This is a genomic window from Bacillus sp. CR71 (genome assembly GCF_003429245.1).
GTDB lineage: Bacteria > Bacillota > Bacilli > Bacillales > Bacillaceae_G > Bacillus_A > Bacillus_A thuringiensis_S.
In genome coordinates this window covers 4,843,377-4,859,328 of the sequence record NZ_CP031748.1, presented here as the reverse complement: position 1 = coordinate 4,859,328, position 15,952 = coordinate 4,843,377, and the positions used below count along the sequence as shown (strand labels likewise).

Genomic DNA, 15,952 nt, shown 5'->3' with positions numbered 1-15,952 from the left:
CTTTATATTGCAATAGTTAGATTATTATAGGGAAAAATCCCCACTAATTAAATTTTCAATTTATAATGGAAAAAGGAGTAAATGTAGAAGAATTCTTTTATGGGGAGAAAAAGAACATGTATAAAATATTAATTGTAGAAGATGATGAGAAAATTGCGGGAATATTAGAGGAGCATTTAGAAAGGTATGGCTATCAATCATTTAGAGCAAGTGATTTACGTCATATAAAAGATGAGTTTGTAAAAATAAATCCTCATCTTGTGTTACTTGATATTAACTTACCGTACTTTGACGGTTTTTATTGGTGTCGTCAAATTCGTACTGTATCGAATGCGCCGATTATTTTTGTTTCTGCAAGAACAGGGGAAATGGATCAAGTGATGGCGATTGAAAATGGCGGCGATGATTATATTACGAAGCCATTCCATTTAGATATCGTAATGGCAAAGGTGAAGAGTGCGCTTCGCCGTGGCTATGGAGAGTATGCCTCTGCTGCTGAGAGTGATTGTTTAGGTGTAAATGGACTGTTGTTATTCCCGTCCCAGCATATCGTTGAGTGGCAGGGACAACAAACTGAACTGACAAAAAATGAGTTTTACTTATTAGAGTGTTTAATGAAACAGGTGAATCAATATGTAACGCGTGAAGAACTGTTAGAAGCTCTATGGGATGAAGTAGCATTTGTGGATGATAATACATTAACCGTAAATGTAAAACGTGTAAGGAAGAAACTAGAAGAGCTAGGCATTAAAAATGCAATTGTAACGAAACGTGGATATGGTTATGCGCTTCTTACGGAGTGGGGCGAAGGGCATGAAGGTTAAAAATTACCTCGTGGATCGCTTTCCTTTAATTCTTTCTTATATTGTTAGCCTTTGTTTATTTGGGCTCGTTTTGCAGTTGCAAAGTCTTTTAGAAAAGAAATCCATTGATTGGAGTACGTGGTTATATGGACTTTTATTAGGAACAGTTGTGTTTACTGTATACCTCATTTACGATTATCGAAAACGGAGTGTGTTTTTAAAGAGGATCGAAAAGTACGTTACTGGCGGAAATACATTACATGACTCTTTACTTATTGATGAATCTTATACATCAGAGCAAGAAATGGTCGTTGAATCTTTTACGTTATTAAGACAGCAATATATGAATGAAATTCATAAACAGCATGCGAAAGAGCAACAGCAAATGATATTTATGAACCAATGGATTCACCAAATGAAAACACCAGTATCTGTTATTGAATTATTGTTGCAGAAGTTTGGCAAAGAGCATCGTGAGGCAAGAGTAACAGTTGAAAGTATCCGTGAAGAAAATAACCGTATACTAAATGGGTTAGATTTAGCGTTACATATGGCAAGACTAGAGCAGTTTGCGAAAGATTATAAGGTAGAAGTAGTAAATGTTATAGATATCGTGCGAGGTATTATTAATGAAAACCGAAAATCCTTCATTCAATCGTCTGTATTCCCGAAAGTGATGTTTGAAGAAGATACTTGTATGGTTGCATCTGATAGAAAATGGCTGAGCATTGCTATAGGTCAAATTGTTGTAAACGCAATCAAGTATACCAAAATTTCAGCGGTAGAGAAAAAAGAAATTCAATTTCAAATTGAAGAGAAAAATCAAAAGGTGTTATTACATATTAAGGACAATGGAATTGGTATTCCAGAGCAAGACGTAAAGCGCATATTTGACCCATTCTTTACGGGAATAAATGGACGTAAAACGAGAGAAGCGACTGGGATGGGCTTATATATTACGAAGGAAATTTGCGATAATTTACATCATGGAATGTATGTTCAATCGGCTGAAGGAGAAGGGACAACATTCACGTTCCAATTTGCAAAAGATGAAGAATATCATACATTGATGAGAAAAATGACAAAACTGTAAGATAACAAAACGTTTTGTAAGGGAAATCACTCGTTTCTTTTTCTTATTTTTCTTATAGTAAATGTAAGAAGAAAACACATAGGGGGATTAGAAATGAGTGTTCTTGAAGTAAAAGGATTAACGAAGGTGTACCAATCAAAAGGTTCAGTAGCGACGACTGCTTTAAACGATATAAATTTTAAAATAGAAGAAGGCGAATTTGTAGGGATTATGGGTCCTTCGGGAAGCGGGAAAACAACGCTTTTAAATTTATTGGCGACAATTGATAAGCAAACTTCAGGTCATGTGCTTGTAAATGGGGAAGAAATTAATCAAATGCGTGCTGCAAAATTAGCGGAGTTTCGCCGTACACATTTAGGGTTCATCTTCCAAGATTTTAACTTACTTGATACGTTATCTATTAAAGAAAACATTATTTTACCACTTGTAATGGCGAAGAAATCTGTAAATGAAATCGATGCGAAAGTACTGGAAATTGCGAAGTTTTTAAACATCGAAGAAATTTTAAATAAAAAAGTATACGAAGTATCAGGCGGACAACAGCAACGTGCAGCAGCTGCGAGAGCGATTATTCATGAGCCTACGTTAATTTTAGCAGATGAGCCGACTGGAAACTTAGATTCGAAGTCAGCAAAATCATTAATGAGCGCGTTGCAAGACTTACATGAACAAAAGAAAGTGACAATTGCAATGGTAACGCATGATCCAGTAGCAGCGAGTTATTGCGAACGTATTCTATTCATTCGCGACGGAGAAATTTTCTCAGAAATACATAAAGGAAGAACGAAACAAGCCTTTTTCCAAGAAATTCTGGACGTACTTGCGATGCTAGGAGGAGAATATCATGAACTTTCGCCAGCTCGCGCTTAATAACGTAAAAGGGAATTGGCGTAACTATAAAGCGTTTCTTATAAGTAGTTGTTTATCGATTGTCGTATTTTTCATGTATGCTTCTTTTATTTATCATCCAGATGTCGTAAGCGGTAATATTAGTATGAGAAAGATGATTACAAAAGGATTAGAATCGATGAATTATATTGTGGTCATCTTCTCGGCACTCTTTATTTTATATGCAAATTCAACGTTTTTACGAGCAAGAAAAAAAGAGTTTGGTCTACTAACATTAATAGGCGGAACGAAATCGCAGCTCGGCCGAATGATTATATTAGAACAACTGATGTTAGGTGGTATTGCAATTGTAGTTGGTATTGGGGTTGGAATGCTTTGTTCAAAATTATTTTTCCAAGCGTTAAGCGTATTATTGAAAATAGATAAGACACTTCCACTCGTTTGGAATAGTAAAGCAGTTCTTATTACAGCTGGTGTATACTTTATTCTATTTTTAATCCTATCATTATTTAGTGTTTGGACAGTAGGACGCTTGCAAATTATTGATTTATTAAGAGAAGCAAGAAAGCAAAAAGTAGAGCCGTTTGCATTTACATGGTTAAGTGTAGTTGGTATAGGATGTATTATTGCTGCATATGTACTTAGCTTCCAAGTAACGTTTCTGAATTTCATCATCCTCTTTTTACCGGTTGTAGGACTGACAATTGGTGGAACGTATTTACTATTTACACAAGGTAGTACAGTTGTATTAAAAGCATTACAAAAAAGAAAGCAATCTTTCTATACGTATCCAAATATGTTTGTTCTTAGCAACCTTATTTATAAAATGAAAGATAATGCTCGTTTTCTATTTGTAATTTCTATTATTACGGCGATTGTATCCTCGGCAGTTGGCACGCTTTACGTATATTTTGAAAATTTGAGTGCGAAAACGGTAGAACTTACACCACATGCTATCTCATATGAGGAAAAGGGGTTAAATACATATAGCCTTATTAATGAAGAAAAGGTACAGGAGCTTGTGAAGAGACACGGGTTTGAAGATGCGCGAAAATTAACATACATAAAACTACCAGCAACACAGAAAATAACGTTGTTTAATAGTGAACATGAAGTACCGATGACGATTATTTCAGAAAAAGAATATAATGCGGAAGTGCGTAAACAAAAGAGAGAGCAACCTTCAGAAATTCATAATGCAATGGGTAGTGCAACGATGGTTATGGTTGATATGTCAAATGAACTGATGAAGATAGATCGTACGAAACCGTATGAATTTACAATTAACGGACAAAAGCAGTCTGTTCAATTAAATGCCCCAACGCAGTATTCTGTTTTTAATGATAGTGAATATCTCGTTGTAAATGATCAAGATTTTGAGAAATATGCAAAACTCGTACCAGATGAAGAAAAGAGGAAATATTACGGTTATTATATTGAGGATTGGAAAAGTACAGAAGATCTTGTATTAGATTTGAAAAATGAAATTGCACCAGAAAAGCAAGGAGAATTGAGAAATTCAGTGTTTGCGTATAAGGATATAAGAGAAGGTGGAGCAATTACAATGTTCATCGGTTTCTTCGTAGCAGTACTGTTCTTCTTCTTCGCTTGTAGTATGACATACTTTAAATGGTTTAACGATAAAGAACAAGATCGTATTCAATTTAAATCGTTAAAGAGAATCGGTATGACAGATAAAGAAATTCGCAAAATTGCGATTCGACAAATGGGAGTTATCTTCTTTATCCCAATTTTAATCGGTTCCATTCATAGTGGAGTTGCTCTTCATACGTTAGGGAAAATGCTTTATATTGATTTGTGGAAATCAGGTGCGCTTGTAATTGGAGCATACATTTTAGCTTCTGCCATTTACTTTATGATCGCGCAAAGAGGATATTTAAAACACGTAAAAAGCTAGGGGAATCTCTAGCTTTTTGCCTATGTAGTAAGTTACAGGAGGACGATAGATGAACATTCGGCAACTAGCGCTGCAAAATATAAAAGGAAATTGGCGTAATTATAAAGTGTTTTTCTTAAGTAGTTGTTTTGCAATATTTGCTTCTTACGCATATATGTCTGTCATTGTGCATCCATATATGCAAGAGACGATGTGGTATCAAAACGTACGCTGGGGACTTATCATATGTAATGTTATAATCATTTCTTTTTTCGTCATATTTATTTTGTACTCTACTTCTATTTTCATAGAAGCACGTAAGAAAGAATTAGGGTTATATATGTTAATGGGAGCAACGAAGTCTAACGTAATAGGAGTGATTATGACCGAGCAAATTTTAATTGGGGTCTTCGCGAATATTTTCGGTATTGGGCTTGGTATGATATTTTTAAAACTCTTTTTTATGGTATTTAGTATGTTACTGGGGCTTCCGAAAGAACTGCCTGTCATATTTGACGTAAGGGCGATTGGTGTAACATTTATTACATATATAGTCGTTTTTATTCTATTATCTTTTATAAGTGCTTTACGTATATGGAATATAAAAATCATTCGGTTATTGAAAGAATTTCGAACAGATAAAAAAGAGAAGAAAACATCAAAGTGGCTCTGTTTATTCGGTTTTGCTTGTTTAGTGGGCGGGTATGCGTTGGCGCTACAAGTGACGATGGCTACGATAGCGATATACTTTTTCCCTGTGTCTATACTTGTCTTTTTTGGAACGTACTTTTCTTTCGCGCATGGTGCTACCCAAGTGTTAGAAATGATAAAGCGAAATAAAAAGATTATGTATACATATCCGTATTTATTTATAGTGAATCAATTGTCACATCGAATGAAGGAAAATGGTCGCTTTTTCTTTCTGATGTCTATGGCAACGACGTTTGTAGTTACAGCAACAGGTACGGTGTTCTTATATTTTTCTAGCATGCAAGATATGTGGCGAACTGGAGGGATACACTCGTTTTCGTACATAGAAAAAGGTATTTCTACTCATGAAGTCTTTGAAGAAGGTGCGGTTGAAAAATTACTGCATCAATATGAGTATGATGATTTTCAATATATGAGTTTTATTGGAGTGTATGCATCCTTTCAGTCTAATAAGGGAGAAACAACAATAGCACCGCTTATAAAAGAAAGTGAATATAACCAAGAAGCGAGGAAACAAAAACAGAAAACGTATCGTCCTAAAAAAGGTACAGTGACACTCGTTTATTATAATAAATACAATAATTCGAATGTATATAATCAAAAAGAGATTCAATTGCGAGTAATGAATCAACCATATCAATTCGTATTTAACGGTCAGAAAGAAGGTGTTCAATTTAACCATCATCCCTCGTACATTAATGGTCTGTTCTTCGTTATGAATGATGAAGATTTTGACAGTATAGCAAATCAGGTTCCTGATTCTGAAAAAATGATATATAGAGGCTACACATTACCAAATATCGAAAAGACGAAGAAATTAAATGAAGATTTACGGAAACATATGAAACAAGATAATAATGCATTTCGAAGCAATATGGAGTTATATGTAAATATGAAAGAAGGCGGCGATATTACTCTATTTGTAGGCTCATTTATTAGTATATTATTTTTTCTTACTTCATGTAGTATCGTGTATTTTAAATGGTTCCATAATATTGCATCGGACCGAAAGCAGTATGGTGCACTCTCTAAACTTGGAATGACGAAGGAAGAAGTATGGAAAATTTCTCGTTGGCAATTATGTATGCTATTTTTTGCGCCAATTATAGTAGGGAGTATGCATAGTGCAGTTGCGTTATATACGTTTCATAATACGCTTTTTATGGATGGATCATTAAGAAAAGTAGGTTTGTTCATTCTGTTTTATATCGCAGCATGTATCATTTATTTCTTCTTCGCTCAAAGAGAATATAAGAAACATTTAGACTAGCGAAAGCTAGTCTTTTTTTAATATTCGAAATTTGCATAGAAGAATATAAAAAAGTATGGTATAACAGTAAGAAAACGAAAAAGAGGGGAAAAGACGATGATTCGAGTAGGATATTTAGGACCAGAAGCAACATTTACAAATATGGCGGTGAGTCGTTTTTTTCCGGAAGCAGAGCATGTACCGTATCGAACGATTCCAGATTGTATAGATGCAGCTGCAAATGAAAATGTAGACTTCGCAGTTGTACCGTTAGAAAATGCAATAGAAGGTTCAGTGAATATAACGGTTGATTACCTTGTACATGAGCAGCCGCTTTTCATTGTAGGAGAAATTACAGTACCAATTCAGCAGCATTTACTTGTACATCCGCAGTATGCAGAAGTGTGGGATGAAGTATATGCGGTGCATTCTCATCCGCATGCCATTGCACAGTGCCATAAATTTTTAAATGAAGAATTAAAAGGAGTAACTGTTCGAGATATGACATCCACAAGTGCCGCTGCGCAATATGTGAAAGAACATCCTGAAGAGAAAATTGCCGCTATTGCAAATGAAGCAGCTGCAGAAAAATATGGATTAACAATTGTGAGGCGTAGCATTCATACGCATAAAAATAATCACACACGTTTCCTAGTACTCCATAAGAAAAAGAAAGCAGTACTCCCGAATAACGGAGAGAACCGCGGAGAGAAAACGACGCTTATGATAACGTTACCTGCAGATTATGCAGGTGCCCTATATCAAGTGTTATCAGCTTTCGCATGGAGAAAATTAAACTTATCAAAAATCGAATCGCGTCCGATGAAAACAGGTCTTGGAAATTACTTTTTCTTAATCGATGTCGATAAAGCGTATGATGACGTATTATTGCCAGGCGTAACGATGGAACTTGAAGCACTCGGTTTTTCTGTTACTGTGCTGGGGAGTTATTCTTCTTATTGGTTGTAAAGGGAGCTGTTGTTAAACTTGTTTGAAATGAAAAGTTGTTTATCGGTTTGAGGCAGAGTAAGCTATCGATTCTATTGGAGTAAGTGATGTAATTAAGCTAGCAAAATAAAGAAGCCGTCCTAAAAGATATTTTAGGACGGCTTTCTGTTAGGAATAGGTCACTCTTTTGTCGTGTTTTTAGTACGCATCATTACAACTATTATAATAATAGGATTCATCATTGTTCGAATTACTGCAGCAAATACAATTCGTTTGTTGTATTAATAGATTAAGTGTAGATGGAGCTACAGTATCTGAGAAAGTAATACTCAAAACATCTTCTACTAAAAATGTTTTAATATCTCCTGGTGTTAAGGTAAATGTAAGTGGAGAGCGATGGTTTAATCTTGCAATTGTTAATCTAATCGTTGTTGCAAATGCAGGACTGAAACTAAATTTAATAAGTGTCTTATTATGATTTTTAGTGAAGTTTTCAAATACAGTTCGAGGAATTCCAGTTGTTATATCAAGATCTTGAGGGGTATCTTCCGTACCGAAAATAGTATAGTTCTGTATAAAACAGTTAGTTGAATCTGAATTTGAAGAATTACATGGATGATCATTTTTCTTATAATATTTTTTTCCATTTTTTAAGAAGTAATCTGCCATAACTAATCACTCCCTTCATATATAAGGGTTAAAGGTTGTCCATATATAATATGAAATATATTTTTATATGTTTGGACGTGAAGGAAGAGAAAATAAAAATACTCCCATTAGATAAACAGATTTTTATTTTTTATCTGTCTACCTAATGGGGAGCATATCAGAACTCAATACTGTTTACCTGGTGGGATTCTTTATTTTAACTTCACAAGACGCTCTTCTAACTGACCACGCCAAATATCAGCTAGTTCTGGAACAGCAAGAATTTTTTCTATGCCATCTTTATCTTTTCTATTATGAAAATAGATTTCGTTAGAGAACAACACAGAAATATTGCTCGGTTGACGTTCTAGTAATGTAATTTTAGAATCTTTACGTACAGTACCTTCTTGAAGAACACGGCATAGGTAGCCAGTAAATCCAGTTGCTACAATGCGCGGCAAAATGCCAGGAATACCGAGGCGTTTTGAAATAGTACTACAAGGTACTCTTGCTTGTGTCACTTGAATGATTGCTTCACCTAGTTGATATGTATCTCCGATGCAAACATCACGCTCTAACATATTTGTTACGGTAATGTTTTCGCCAAATGTGGAAGCTGGAAGCGTAGTTTGAAATTCCTCTTCCCATAGTGCGTAATGCTCGTGTGGGTATACACAAACAGCTCGATCAGGACCGCCATGATGTTTTAAATCTGCTACGTCATCGCCCAGGAATCCATCTTTTGAGAGGAAAGCTTCTTCTGTAAGTTCCTTACATATACCAGTAATCATTTCTTTATCTTCGCTATATTTCATTTGTTTCGGTTTGCCAATGCTAAAGTGAACGAGTTTAATTCCCATAAGTGATCTCCTTTACGATTGATTACAATATTATAGCATTAAAAAAGCACAGAGAATTATAAAAACTCTGTGCTTTACATTAATAAACGAGAAATCCTGCTTTATCCAGTGCCTTGCAAGCAGCATCTAACTTTTCTTTAGAATCGGCCTCAATTGTATGTAAGTGAATACCATCTGTTAGTTGCGAAAGGTAAGAAGCATTTGTGTTTTCTATTTTTTGTAAATATTGTTCTACATCAAAGCGATTACTTACCATAATAGATGCTGTTAAATCGCCGTATACAGGATGCTCAACTTTTACGTCTTTAATCGTAACACCGTGATCAACAAGCATTGTAAGTTCTTGACGTACTTCTGCTGGTTTGTGCTGGCATACGATTACGCGTTCAAAAGCTTGTTGTTTCTCTTGTGGCTTTAAATATAAATAGCCTTGAGCAGTCGCAATAATTGGTTCGTTTCGTGCTTTAAGTAAGGAAATATCTTGCACGATAACTTGCCTACTTACGTTTGTCTTCTTCGATAGTTCATTTCCAGATAACGGCTCATTTGCAGCGAGAAGCCACTGGAGGATAAGCTGTCGTCTTTCTTCACCTAAAATCTTTTTTTGTTCATTTTGTTTCATTATGATTTAACACCTCTATAAAATTGATTTCCAATTGTGTGTAGTGCATGAATAGTAGTATCAATTTGATCTTTCGTTGTTTGTTGTCCGAAAGAGAAGCGGACATATTGTTTGGCCTCTTCATACGTTTTTCCAATTGCAAGCATGGTTTTCGAAGGTTCTTGTTTACCGACTTGGCAAGCACTTCCGGTGGAAATGGCAATACCATGACGATTACATTCTAGCATAGTATATTGACCTTCTATTCCTTTTATTGTAACCCCAACAATATGTGGTAAACAAGAAGTAGAATGACCTTCTACTTCAATTTCTAGCGGAAGTGTTTGTATTTGCTCTAAAAAGTAGGATCGTAACTCTTTAAAACGTAAACTTTCTTCCCATTGAGTTTTTAATATATTTTCAGCAGCTGTTAAAAAAGATGCGATGCCGGGAACGTTAACTGTACCTGGGCGAAATCCTTTTTCGTGAGAAGTTCCTGGAAATACTTGTTCCCAGCGAGATTGCGGATTTATGTAGCAAGCGCCGACACCTTTTGGTCCGTATATTTTATGTGCTGAAACAGAAAGACTATCAATCCCCATCTCAAAAACATGGATAGGCAGTTTACCAAACGTTTGCACACAATCCGTATGAAATAAAACATTATATTTTTTCAAAATTGCCCCGATTTCTGTAATGTTTTGAACGGTTCCGATTTCAGAGTTTCCATGCTGTATACTTGCTAGCACAGTATCTTCTGTAATAGATGCCTCTAAATCTACTAAACAAATGAGTCCGCTTTTATCAACAGGAATTTCAGTGATCGTATAGCCTTTTGATTTTAGAGATTGAAAATAACTTCGAATGGATGCATGTTCCATAGGTGTCGTAATAATATGCTTCTTATTTCGGGCATTTAGAAGTGATTGGATCGCAAGATAGTTTGATTCTGAGCCACCGCTTGTGAAGAATACTCCTTGTTCTTTTCCACCAATCATTTCCGCGAATGTTTTTCGGCAAACTTGTAATAAAGAAGAAGCCGTTCCTCCAATGTCATGTAAACTTTGTTCATTTCCGAAGTATTGAGAAGCTGCTTTCATATATGTTTGTAACGCTTCCTCGCTCATAGGTGTAGTAGCTGCATAGTCAAGATATATCATCATGTAAGTTCCTCTCTCTAGTAAGAGTTACATTTCTTTTACTTTTTAAATGGTAGTGAAAATAAGAATTATAAAAAAACTCTTGTCATTATTTTAAAACTATGTAAATATAGGTGTCAAGACAGTTGAAAAGTGTAAAGTAGGAGGCAACAATTATGCCAAGTGCAGATGTCTTAATTATTGGAAGTGGCGTTGCGGCACTTCGTGTTGCAAAAGAGATTTGTCACGAAAAGAATGTGATTATTATCACAAAGGAGACGAAACGTAATAATAATACACATTTAGCTCAAGGTGGAATTGCCGCAGCGGTAGCTACATATGACAATCCTAATGATCATTTTGAAGATACGTTAGTAGCAGGGTGTCATTATAATAATGAAGAAGTGGTCCGTTATTTAGTCGAGGAAGGGCCGAAAGAAATTAATAACCTTATTGAAAGAGGAATGAAATTTGATGGAGATGAAACAGGTCCTCATCTTGGAAAAGAAGGAGCGCATCGAAAACGTCGTATTTTACATGCAGGTGGCGATGCAACAGGAAAGAATTTATTAGAGCATCTTATTCAAGAAGTAGCTCCATACGTTACGGTAGTGGAACAGGAAATGGTGCTCGATTTTATTATAGAAAAAGATAAATGTGTTGGGGCTTTAACTCGTAACAATAAAGGAGAACTGAAACGTTACAATGCAGATTATACGGTGTTAGCTTCAGGCGGTATTGGCGGTTTATACGCCTTTACTTCTAATGATGAGACAATTACAGGCGATGGACTTGCAATGGTGTACCGTGCAGGCGGAGAGCTTGTAGATTTAGAGTTTATACAATTTCATCCGACGATGTTATACGCGGGTGGGCGTTGTTCCGGCCTCGTGTCCGAAGCTGTTCGCGGAGAAGGAGCTGTTCTTATAAATGGAAAAGGGCAGCGTTTTATGATGGATATACATTCCGAACAGGATCTAGCGCCTCGTGATGTAGTCGCAAGGGCTATTCATGAACAGCTACTTGCGGGTGAAAAAGTGTACTTAAACATCGAAATGATTCAAAACTTTGAACAACGCTTTCCGACCGTGTCATCGATATGTAAAACAAATGGAGTCGATATAAATAAAAAACTTATTCCAGTCGTGCCCGGTACTCATTTTCACATGGGCGGCGTGAAAACGAACTGTGATGGAGAGACGTCTATTCCGAACCTATACGCAGTCGGTGAAGTAGCTTGTAATGGGGTTCATGGTGCAAATAGATTAGCGAGTAATTCATTATTAGAAGGTCTTGTGTTTGGAAAAAGAATCGGACGACACATTTTATCTAGAGAGACAAAAGAAAAGGTGAGCATGCTAGCCGAAAAGGAAGCGAAGTTTATCGTTCTGAATCATTTACCGACGAAAGAAGAAATACAAAAATGCATGATGAAATATGTTGGGATTGTGCGAACAGAGCAAAGTTTATCTTATGCGAAGAGATGGCTTAGTAAGTACGGTGTTCGAAATATGATATTACAACATGATGTTCTTACGAATGAAGAGATAACACTTATTAATATGTTAACGGTTTGTGAGCTTATAGTTGTGTCAGCTCTGCAAAGAGAAGAAAGTATTGGTGGGCATTACCGGAGTGATTATCCAGATAGAAATGTAGGAAAGAAAGAGATTGTTCGAGTAAAGAGAAAACTACAACTTGTGTGATGAGGGGAAGAGGGGCTTTATGAACACGATAAAAGTGAAAGAAGCATTAAATCGATTTTTTTTAGAAGATATAGGAGAAAGAGATGTAACATCTCAGCTTATTTTTCCAGATAACTTGCTTTCAAAAGGAACGTTTCTTTCGAAGGATACAGGGGTCTTTGCAGGACGTTTAGTAATTGAATCGGGATTTAAATTAATTGATGAGAGAATTGAAGTAGAGCTTCATAAAAAAGATGGGGATCTTGTAGAAAAAGGCGAAATCATTGCAACTGTGCAAGGTCCAATTGCATCGTTATTAACAGCAGAGCGCGTTATATTAAATGTTATCCAGCGTATGAGCGGAATAGCGACGATGACGCGTAAAGCGGTTCTTGCTTTAGATAGCAGCCATACACGTATTTGTGATACGCGAAAAACAATGCCGGGGCTACGTATGTTTGATAAGTATGCAGTCGTGTGCGGAGGAGGATTTAATCACCGTTTCGGTTTATATGATGGTGTCATGATCAAAGACAATCATATTGCCTTTGCTGGTTCTATTACGAAAGCTGTTACATCGCTGAAAGAAAAATTAGGACATATGGTGAAAGTAGAAGTGGAAACAGAAACGGAGGAGCAAGTGAGAGAGGCTGTAGCGGCTGGTGCGGATATTATTATGTTTGATAACCGTACGCCAGATGAGATTAGAGAGTTTTCAAAGATTGTACCAAGTGCCATCGTTACGGAAGCATCAGGAGGCATTACAATTGAAGATTTATCGAAATACGGAAAAACAGGGGTAGATTATATTTCACTTGGAGCGTTAACACATTCAGTGAAAGCACTTGATATTAGTTTCAATATTGAAGGGTAAGGAAAGTCGCTTAGAGGGGGAGAAAGGAATATGAGTATTTTAGAAAAAGTGCAACCAATTGAAACGATGTTACCGGAGCGTTATCACAAGATGTCAAAAGAAGATATGGAAAAGCGTGTTCATGAAATTAAAGAAAAAATGGGAAAAATGTTATTCATTCCAGGACATCATTACCAAAAAGATGAAGTGGTACAATTTTCAGATGCAGCAGGGGATTCACTTCAGCTTGCGCAAGTTGCAGCGAGCAATAAAGACGCAAAGTATATTGTGTTTTGCGGGGTGCACTTTATGGCGGAAACAGCAGATATGTTAACGACAGATGATCAAATCGTTATTTTGCCAGATATGCGTGCAGGATGTTCGATGGCAGATATGGCAGATATTGAACAAACAGAAAGAGCGTGGAAAGAGCTCACGAAATTATTTGGAGATACGATGATTCCGTTAACGTATGTGAACTCTACAGCTGCAATTAAAGCGTTTTGTGGTCGTAACGGAGGAGCAACAGTAACTTCTTCTAATGCAAAGCAAATGGTATCTTGGGCGTTTACTCAAAAAGAACGTCTCGTCTTTTTACCGGATCAACATTTAGGAAGAAATACAGCGTACGACTTAGGTATCCCGTTAGATAAAATGGCAGTATGGGATCCGCATACTGATTCTTTAGAGTACGATGGAGATATAGAAGAAATTCAAGTGATTTTATGGAAAGGTCATTGTTCAGTTCATCAAAACTTTACAGTGAAAAACATAGAGAATGTACGAAAAAATCATCCGGATATGAATATTATTGTACATCCAGAATGTTGCTATGAAGTTGTAGCTGCTTCAGATTATGCAGGGTCAACGAAATATATTATTGATATGATTGAATCAGCGCCATCTGGTAGCAAATGGGCGATTGGTACAGAAATGAATTTAGTGAATCGAATTATTCAGCAACATCCAGATAAAGAAATTGTTTCGCTTAATCCATTTATGTGTCCATGTTTAACGATGAACCGAATTGATCTGCCTCACTTATTATGGGCACTTGAAACGATAGAAAGAGGAGAAGAAATTAACGTTATTAGTGTAGATAAACAAGTAACCGCAGAAGCGGTTCTTGCATTAAATCGTATGTTAGAGCGTGTGTAAAGCAACGGTATTCCCGTTGCTTTTTTTCATGCACATAATCATAACGAGAACGAAATGGGCATACATTGTTGTGAAGAAATCATTGCGATTTTTTTATGCTTATTCCACTTCAAATGATATTGAAAATCGAAGAAGTGATGAAAGTGAAAAGAAGTTAACGTTATTTAGAAAGAGTTACTTCATGAGATTTGTTACTTATAGATAAGTTATACAGGAGGGGGAAAATTTGAAAATTCATATCGTGCAAAAAGGGGATACCCTTTGGAAAATTGCGAAAAAGTACGGAGTGGATTTTGATACGCTGAAACAAACAAATACACAACTTAGTAATCCTGATCTAATCATGCCAGGTATGAAAATTAAAGTGCCATCAAAGAGTGTTCATATGAAACAACAGGCTGGAGCAGGCTCAGCGCCTCCAAAGCAATACGTAAAAGAAGTGCAGCAAAAAGAATTTGCAGCAACACCAACTCCGCTTGGAATAGAAGATGAAGAAGAAGTTACGTATCAATCAGCACCAATTACACAGCAGCCAGCTATGCAACAAACACAAAAAGAAGTGCAAGTAAAACCGCAGAAGGAGATGCAAGTAAAGCCGCAAAAAGAAGTACAGGTGAAACCACAGAAGGAGATGCAGGTAAAGCCGCAAAAAGAGGTGCAAAAAGAACAGCCAATTCAAAAAGAAAAACCAGTTGAAAAACCGTCTGTTATTCAAAAACCACCTGTGATAGAAAAACAAAAACCGGCGGAAAAAGAAAACACGAAGTTTTCGGTAAATGTATTACCGCAGCCGCCACAACCACCAATAAAACCAAAAAAAGAATATAAAATTTCAGATGTAATAAAAAAAGGAAGCGAGTTAATTGCTCCTCAAATTAGTAAAATGAAACCTAACAATATCATTTCTCCGCAAACGAAAAAAAACAATATAGTATCGCCGCAAGTGAAGAAGGAGAATGTAGGGAATATAATATCGCCGCAAGTGAAGAAAGAGAATGTAGGGAATATAATATCGCCGCAAGTGAAAAAAGAAAATGTAGGGAATATAATATCACCGCAAGTGAAGAAAGAAAATGTAGGGAATATAGTGTCACCGCAAGTGAAAAAAGAAAATGTAGGGAATATAGTGTCACCACAAGTGAAGAAAGAGAATGTAGGGAATATAGTGTCACCACAAGTGAAGAAAGAAAACGTAGGGAATATAGTATCACCAAATATATCGAAAGAAAATGTAGTTATTCCACAAGTCATACCGCCAAATATTCAAATGCCAAATATAATGCCAATTATGGATAACAACCAACCACCAAATATGATGCCAATTATGGATAACAACCAACCACCGAATATGATGCCAATTATGGATAATAATCAAATGCCGAATATGATGCCAATTATGGATAATAATCAAATGCCGAATATGATGCCAATTATGGATAATAATCAAATGCCGAATAT

At 36.1% G+C, this 15,952-nt stretch carries 13 protein-coding genes and 1 pseudogene; 10 read left to right on the top strand and 4 right to left on the bottom strand.

Going from position 1 to position 15,952, the window contains the following annotated elements; all coding sequences use genetic code 11:
- Positions 1 to 116: 116 nt before the first annotated feature.
- The 6 genes from DOS87_RS24435 to pheA all read left to right on the top strand — a co-directional run bounded on the left by DOS87_RS24435 (position 117) and on the right by pheA (position 7,571).
- On the top strand, positions 117 to 824 hold the full coding sequence (locus tag DOS87_RS24435; RefSeq protein ID WP_002082113.1) for a response regulator transcription factor: 708 nt from the start codon (positions 117 to 119) through the stop codon (positions 822 to 824).
- Positions 814 to 1,896 carry a HAMP domain-containing histidine kinase gene (locus DOS87_RS24430; protein ID WP_000865417.1) on the top strand — a complete coding sequence of 361 codons (1,083 nt, stop codon included), beginning with the start codon at positions 814 to 816 and terminating at the stop codon, positions 1,894 to 1,896. Before DOS87_RS24435 ends, DOS87_RS24430 begins: the two co-directional genes overlap by 11 nt.
- 93 nt (positions 1,897 to 1,989) lie before the next feature.
- Positions 1,990 to 2,766, top strand: a complete 777-nt coding sequence (locus tag DOS87_RS24425) for an ABC transporter ATP-binding protein (protein WP_000114530.1) — start codon at positions 1,990 to 1,992, stop codon at positions 2,764 to 2,766.
- On the top strand, positions 2,741 to 4,663 hold the full coding sequence (locus DOS87_RS24420) for an ABC transporter permease (protein WP_098578084.1): 1,923 nt from the start codon (positions 2,741 to 2,743) through the stop codon (positions 4,661 to 4,663). Before DOS87_RS24425 ends, DOS87_RS24420 begins: the two co-directional genes overlap by 26 nt.
- A gap of 49 nt (positions 4,664 to 4,712) precedes the next feature.
- Positions 4,713 to 6,623 (top strand): ABC transporter permease, encoded by a 1,911-nt coding sequence (locus DOS87_RS24415; protein ID WP_001026364.1) that lies wholly within the window; start codon positions 4,713 to 4,715, stop codon positions 6,621 to 6,623.
- A gap of 96 nt (positions 6,624 to 6,719) precedes the next feature.
- Positions 6,720 to 7,571 carry a prephenate dehydratase gene (gene pheA / locus DOS87_RS24410; RefSeq protein ID WP_098578083.1) on the top strand — a complete coding sequence of 284 codons (852 nt, stop codon included), beginning with the start codon at positions 6,720 to 6,722 and terminating at the stop codon, positions 7,569 to 7,571.
- Between the two features lie 177 nt (positions 7,572 to 7,748).
- Here the strand turns inward: pheA and DOS87_RS24405 are convergent, their stop codons facing one another.
- The 4 genes from DOS87_RS24405 to DOS87_RS24390 all read right to left on the bottom strand — a co-directional run bounded on the left by DOS87_RS24405 (position 7,749) and on the right by DOS87_RS24390 (position 10,822).
- The gene (locus DOS87_RS24405; protein WP_000796367.1) at positions 7,749 to 8,219 is read right to left on the bottom strand and encodes a hypothetical protein; all 471 of its coding nucleotides are present in this window, start codon (positions 8,217 to 8,219) and stop codon (positions 7,749 to 7,751) included.
- Between the two features lie 191 nt (positions 8,220 to 8,410).
- Positions 8,411 to 9,058, bottom strand: coding sequence for an MOSC domain-containing protein (locus DOS87_RS24400; RefSeq protein ID WP_000511662.1), 648 nt, complete (start codon positions 9,056 to 9,058; stop codon positions 8,411 to 8,413).
- 79 nt (positions 9,059 to 9,137) lie between these two features.
- Positions 9,138 to 9,680 (bottom strand): transcription repressor NadR, encoded by a 543-nt coding sequence (locus DOS87_RS24395; protein WP_000812273.1) that lies wholly within the window; start codon positions 9,678 to 9,680, stop codon positions 9,138 to 9,140.
- Positions 9,680 to 10,822 carry an IscS subfamily cysteine desulfurase gene (locus DOS87_RS24390; protein ID WP_000973781.1) on the bottom strand — a complete coding sequence of 381 codons (1,143 nt, stop codon included), beginning with the start codon at positions 10,820 to 10,822 and terminating at the stop codon, positions 9,680 to 9,682. The genes DOS87_RS24395 and DOS87_RS24390 overlap by 1 nt, the downstream gene beginning before the upstream one ends.
- Positions 10,823 to 10,974: 152 nt before the next feature.
- On the opposite strand from DOS87_RS24390, the gene nadB reads away from it, so the two are divergent.
- The 4 genes and pseudogenes from nadB to exsA form a co-directional block, all read left to right on the top strand.
- A complete protein-coding gene (nadB, locus tag DOS87_RS24385; protein WP_001138541.1) occupies positions 10,975 to 12,504 on the top strand; it encodes an L-aspartate oxidase in 1,530 nt (509 codons plus the stop codon).
- Between the two features lie 19 nt (positions 12,505 to 12,523).
- Positions 12,524 to 13,357, top strand: coding sequence for a carboxylating nicotinate-nucleotide diphosphorylase (nadC, locus tag DOS87_RS24380; RefSeq protein WP_001092241.1), 834 nt, complete (start codon positions 12,524 to 12,526; stop codon positions 13,355 to 13,357).
- A gap of 30 nt (positions 13,358 to 13,387) precedes the next feature.
- Positions 13,388 to 14,494 (top strand): quinolinate synthase NadA, encoded by a 1,107-nt coding sequence (gene nadA, locus DOS87_RS24375; RefSeq protein WP_000025283.1) that lies wholly within the window; start codon positions 13,388 to 13,390, stop codon positions 14,492 to 14,494.
- A 226-nt stretch (positions 14,495 to 14,720) separates the two neighbouring features.
- A pseudogene (gene exsA / locus DOS87_RS24370) lies at positions 14,721 to 15,952 on the top strand (spore coat assembly protein ExsA); the annotation flags it as partial.

Excerpts from the sequence above, each read along its gene's own strand:
- DOS87_RS24405 (WP_000796367.1), bottom strand. The coding sequence starts at position 8,219 with ATGGCAGATTACTTCTTAAAAAATGGAAAAAAATATTATAAGAAAAAT.
- DOS87_RS24435 (WP_002082113.1), top strand. The coding sequence starts at position 117 with ATGTATAAAATATTAATTGTAGAAGATGATGAGAAAATTGCGGGAATA.
- nadB (WP_001138541.1), top strand. The coding sequence starts at position 10,975 with ATGCCAAGTGCAGATGTCTTAATTATTGGAAGTGGCGTTGCGGCACTT.
- DOS87_RS24390 (WP_000973781.1), bottom strand. The coding sequence starts at position 10,822 with ATGATGATATATCTTGACTATGCAGCTACTACACCTATGAGCGAGGAA.
- DOS87_RS24425 (WP_000114530.1), top strand. The coding sequence starts at position 1,990 with ATGAGTGTTCTTGAAGTAAAAGGATTAACGAAGGTGTACCAATCAAAA.
- pheA (WP_098578083.1), top strand. The coding sequence starts at position 6,720 with ATGATTCGAGTAGGATATTTAGGACCAGAAGCAACATTTACAAATATG.
- nadC (WP_001092241.1), top strand. The coding sequence starts at position 12,524 with ATGAACACGATAAAAGTGAAAGAAGCATTAAATCGATTTTTTTTAGAA.
- DOS87_RS24415 (WP_001026364.1), top strand. The coding sequence starts at position 4,713 with ATGAACATTCGGCAACTAGCGCTGCAAAATATAAAAGGAAATTGGCGT.
- DOS87_RS24395 (WP_000812273.1), bottom strand. The coding sequence starts at position 9,680 with ATGAAACAAAATGAACAAAAAAAGATTTTAGGTGAAGAAAGACGACAG.
- nadA (WP_000025283.1), top strand. The coding sequence starts at position 13,388 with ATGAGTATTTTAGAAAAAGTGCAACCAATTGAAACGATGTTACCGGAG.
- DOS87_RS24430 (WP_000865417.1), top strand. The coding sequence starts at position 814 with ATGAAGGTTAAAAATTACCTCGTGGATCGCTTTCCTTTAATTCTTTCT.
- DOS87_RS24400 (WP_000511662.1), bottom strand. The coding sequence starts at position 9,058 with ATGGGAATTAAACTCGTTCACTTTAGCATTGGCAAACCGAAACAAATG.
- DOS87_RS24420 (WP_098578084.1), top strand. The coding sequence starts at position 2,741 with ATGAACTTTCGCCAGCTCGCGCTTAATAACGTAAAAGGGAATTGGCGT.